The sequence below is a fragment of the bacterium genome (genome assembly GCA_035530055.1).
Classification (GTDB): domain Bacteria; phylum UBA6262; class WVXT01; order WVXT01; family WVXT01; genus WVXT01.
Genome location: DATKVN010000037.1, coordinates 1 through 4,588, shown reverse-complemented (window position 1 = coordinate 4,588; position 4,588 = coordinate 1). Strand labels below are relative to the sequence as shown.

Below are 4,588 nucleotides of genomic sequence, written 5' to 3'. Positions count from 1 at the left end.
TCCTTCTCTGTCTTTTATTGTTAGCAATGAATCGTCTCTTATATTGAACGTTCACTTCCCAATATCCCTTTCGGGGATATGACCAGGACTAAGAAGAAGATTCCATACAAAAGTACACTTTGCCACATTCCACTGAGCCAGTACCCCGTAAAACTTATAATAATTCCCATAATCAATGCGCTAATCATGCCACCCCATATGTTTCCAATTCCACCAACAATAGCGATGATATAGCCTAAAAAGCACAAATCCCACCCCGTTGTTAATGTTAAGTTGTAGAGAGTGCCCCAGAAAAAAGCGCCAATAAATCCCAAAGTGCACCCTATTGCAGATACTAAGCTAAAAACAAATTCAACGTTTACTCCTACGAGCTTGGCCATTTTTAAATTCTGTGATGTCCCTACCCAGGATTTTCCGGTTTTTGTCGTTTTTTCAAAAAAGTGCATCAAAAGCAGAATGCCAACTGCTGTGGCAATAGCGATGACTCTATTGATGCTCACCGCAATGCTAGCAATATGAAGAATGCCAAGACTTTGAAACTCAAAAGAAATTGTTGGTCTTGGAAACAAAACTTTGATTAAACCAGAAAGAATGGTTGCGATTCCAAATGTAATAATGAAAAAAAGCGTAAGGTCATTTCCCTTTCTCTTAATTAAAGGATTGAGCAGAAACTGTTGGAGTCCATAACCAATCAAAAAGCTCGTAAGAATCCCTCCTAATATTGCTGGCAGAATTCCATAAGGTAAAAGCTGCCATACTACGAATGCCCCAAAGACACCAACGGTTGCGATTGCATAATTCAAAATCCCGGTAACGCCATAGATAAGAGCTACCCCCATTACTGGTAGAGAGAGGATTCCTCCTATTATAATTCCTGTGATGATTCCTTGTACAACCATTTGACACTTTCCTCCAATTCTCGAATCCTATGCACCAAGATACATGCTCTTAATTAAATCTCGATCCAAATGCTGGGTATATTCTGCAAACATGACTTCGCCAGCCTCCAATCCATAAACCCGATCAGCTACATCCAATGCCTTAATACTTTGCTCAGAAAGAACGATTGTGGTGCCTGTCTCATCTCTTATATTTCTCAGTAATGTTAAAATGCTCCCGACGACCTTAGGTGCCAATCCCAGAGAAAGTTCATCAATCATCAGAATCCTTGAGTTAGCAGCGAGTCCAATGCCAATTGCCAACATCCTTTGCTCTCCTCCGCTCATGGTCCCTGCTATCTGTGTTATCCGATCGCGCAATTTTGGAAATGCTTGGAAGACCCGTTTCAGTAGTTCACTTGTTGTACGCTTGTTCTCGTAGAAAGCTCCAAATTGTAGGTTGTCCTTTACTGACATTGAAAAGAAGATATTTTGTTCTTGCGGAATCAGCATCAAACCAAGTCTTCTCCTTTGAAGCGGTCCCAGCTTTGTGACATCGCGTGACTGTATTTTTATCACTCCTTCTTTTGGTCTCAGGAGTCCTGCTATTGTTTCTAGGAGCGTTGTCTTGCCAGCACCATTCGGACCTACAATTGCTACAATTTCTCCTTCGTAAACGGAAAAACTTACTTTTTTTAAAGCTGCGTACGAACCATAGGTAACAGTTAGATTCTCAGTTTCCAGTAACAATGAGGGCATGTTTACACCTCCAATCCCAAATAGATTCTTAGCACTTCAGCGTTTTCTTTTATCACATCTGGGATTCCTTCTGCTACTTTTTCGCCTTCATTGAGGACATAGATCCAATCCGAAGTACGCATAATGGGTTTGATCTCGTGACCAATTTGCAAGATTGTATATCCTTTTGATCTCAAGTCCTCCACGATTTCACAGATCTTAAGTGTTTCTGGCCCGATCAGCCCTCCTAACAATTCATCTAGTAGTAAGAGTTTGGGATTAGTAGCTAGCGCTCTGCCAAGTTCTACTAATTTTATTTCTAAAGGAGGAAGATTGGAAACTATGTACTTTGCTTTCTTTGCAAGATCAAAATATGAGAGTATCTCGTAAACTCGTTGTTCACGGTCTTGGAAATTTAAACTATTATCTTTCCATAGTCCAGCGCAAATATTTTCGAAAACTGTCAAATTGGGAAAAATATTTCGTAACTGATATGTCCGCGCGATTCCCAATTGACAAATCCGATAGGGTGGAATTTTAGTGACATTCCTACCCAAAAAACTGACCTCTCCTGAATCAGTTTTTAAAGAACCAGCAATAATATTAAAAAGCGTAGTCTTACCGGCACCATTTGGTCCAATTAGAGAGGTGATTTTTTGGGATTCAACATTAAGACTAAGATCTTTCAGTGCTACCAGTCCGCCGAATGTTTTTTTTATGTTTTTGACCTCCAACATATTTATCGCAACCTCCATTCTACATTTTTGTTTTTACCATCGCGTCTAACACTCTCCAATTACTCATAATTTCATTAAATAAATAAGCCTCTTGCCCTGAAATCCATGGGTTTGGAATCTCCTCTTGTATTCGTAACACATGATGCGGTAAATTCCTCTTTCCTGGCAGACTTCCGGGATGTTTCCCAGTATCTCTGCAAGCTGGAACAGGCTTAGCCTTTACTAGGCTACATTATCTATAGCTTTCAAGCTTATTTAAATTCTTTCTTCGTTAATCCACTTTCTTTTAGCTAATAGAGGAGCATTCTGCTCAAAATGAAAGGTAAGGATACAGCCCCCATTGCTGCCTACTGAACCACAATAGGGGGCTGTATTTCTAATCTCAACTATCCTCCTGCAGGATAAACCTGGCCCTTTTCTAGTTTCTGGATGCCCTTTATCTCCTCCAGAATTTGCTTGGCGTCCTTCTTGGGAGATTGTACCTTAGTAATAAGCACCTCATGTAAAGAAAAGCTTGGATCGACCTTCCCAGCACCGGGCTGGAATTGAATAATTGTTCCAGTAGCTCCCCAGTTGCTTCCATAAGGACATAGAGGCCCCATGGGACTAATGCAGACGTTTTGAAATGACGTATTATGCATTGTATCAATCAGCAGTTCGTGATCTTCTAAAGCTTTTGGGCCAGCCTTTTTCACGGCTTCAATGAACCAGTAGATAGCTTGGTAGTGGTTATTGGTGTATGCTTCCGGAAAGGCATTTTGACCGTATCTCTTCTTCCATTTTTTAACAAAATCGGCCCAGGCCAACGAATCGGGATCGTGATCTGCAAGCGTGTAAATGTTCTCAGCTCCGTATGCTCCCGTGACTTTAGCACCACCCATATTGGAATAGGTCGGATCATAGAGAAAGTACTTTGGCATGGCTCCAGCATCCCGGAGTTGTTTGGGAAAACTAAACCAGCCAGCTCCCATATAGGCGCAATAGAGGGCATCTGGTTTTTCTTTCTTGATGATTTCGGCCTCAGTGGCAAAATCAGTCTTGTCAAGCGGCGTATAAATCACAGGGGAAATCTCAAAGGGCTTACCATTCTGCTCCCAGTAAGCTCTCAAACCCATTCCATTGCTGTAGCCCCAATCGTAGTCTCCCCCTACGTATGCAACTTTCTTGGCGCCCATTTGTTGGAAGAATTGACCAGCAAACCACCCGCAATAGAAGTCTGAATATCCGTAGTAGCAAACCCATTTTGAGAGGGAGACCTCTCCTGGTGGCATGTATTTGGACATGCTTAGATGTCCGCCAACGATGGTAGGAAGCTTGTATTGTGGAGCAAACTGACAAGGAACCCTTATTTCTGTTTCCAGGGCACATCCGATGATGAGATCCGGATGCCAAGTTTCCACTTCTCTTGCTAGTTTTCTCTGTATCACGCTTGGACTTGTTCCGGTATCGATTACCTTATAATCGATACCAGCAAAACCTGGAATGCCTGCTTCATTCAACTCATCCACTGCCATGCGAATAGCTCTGTCATATGGAGGTCCAATATTAGCCGCATCACCAGAGAGAGGTATCGTACCGAGTATTTTAATAGTCGGCAAGGCAGTAGAAGGCGTGCTGGGAGCACCGTAAGACGACATTCCTCCCAAAACACTCAAAATAACTAATACTCCTATCAAACAAATAAAAAATTTTCTTAACATTTTTAAACCTCCTAATTATTATTTCTTTGTATCTTTTTATGTGTCTCAAGATGTTATGCAAAATTCAAAAACTTCTTTTTAATCTTTCTCTCATACCCATTCTCCTTTCTTCTCTTTCACTTCGTTTCCCGTTTGTCTTTGTTTACTGTTTTCCCATTCGATGAGCAAGATCGGCTAGTTTAGGATGAGTAAGTTTACCCTGGTCCATTATCTGCGTTCCATCTAACCAAACGGAGGAATTTAAACAAATACCATCTACATGGGTGACTGCAGGTCCAGCATTGCCCTTAAAAAATGGACCCTGGTAACCAAAACCCCATTCTGTAGAACCCCAAACCCTTTCATCTTCGGTACACAATCCTGAAAGGCGAGCGCCTGGGTTAAAACCATAGCAGACATGAGCAACGTTGCACATATGGGGGTCGTTGAGTCGCTTGAACCACCCACGAAGAAAAGCTGCTTCCTCTTCGCCAGTAATATCAACCCATTTTCCATCCTTTACATGAAAAGTAACAGGGTGACGAAGAATTCCTAA

General features: G+C 41.7%; 5 protein-coding genes. All 5 read right to left on the bottom strand.

Annotation, left to right across the window (positions count from 1 at the left end; translation table 11 throughout):
- Positions 1–38: 38 nt before the first annotated feature.
- Positions 39–899: a branched-chain amino acid ABC transporter permease gene (locus VMW39_03470; GenBank protein HUW23070.1), complete on the bottom strand. Its 861-nt coding sequence runs from the start codon at positions 897–899 to the stop codon at positions 39–41.
- Positions 900–926: 27 nt separating this feature from the next.
- Entirely contained in the window at positions 927–1,637 is a 711-nt protein-coding gene (locus VMW39_03465; protein ID HUW23069.1) for an ABC transporter ATP-binding protein, read from the bottom strand.
- Between the two features lie 2 nt (positions 1,638–1,639).
- Entirely contained in the window at positions 1,640–2,353 is a 714-nt protein-coding gene (locus tag VMW39_03460) for an ATP-binding cassette domain-containing protein (GenBank protein HUW23068.1), read from the bottom strand.
- Positions 2,354–2,739: 386 nt separating this feature from the next.
- Entirely contained in the window at positions 2,740–4,053 is a 1,314-nt protein-coding gene (locus VMW39_03455; GenBank protein ID HUW23067.1) for an ABC transporter substrate-binding protein, read from the bottom strand.
- Positions 4,054–4,195: 142 nt separating this feature from the next.
- Positions 4,196–4,588: leucyl aminopeptidase (locus VMW39_03450; protein ID HUW23066.1), on the bottom strand; the 393-nt coding region annotated here is incomplete at its 5' end.

What these genes read in the sequence shown, in the direction of transcription:
- VMW39_03470 (HUW23070.1), bottom strand. Translation starts at nt 899, where the DNA reads ATGGTTGTACAAGGAATCATCACAGGAATTATAATAGGAGGAATCCTC.
- VMW39_03465 (HUW23069.1), bottom strand. Translation starts at nt 1,637, where the DNA reads ATGCCCTCATTGTTACTGGAAACTGAGAATCTAACTGTTACCTATGGT.
- VMW39_03460 (HUW23068.1), bottom strand. Translation starts at nt 2,353, where the DNA reads ATGTTGGAGGTCAAAAACATAAAAAAAACATTCGGCGGACTGGTAGCA.
- VMW39_03455 (HUW23067.1), bottom strand. Translation starts at nt 4,053, where the DNA reads ATGTTAAGAAAATTTTTTATTTGTTTGATAGGAGTATTAGTTATTTTG.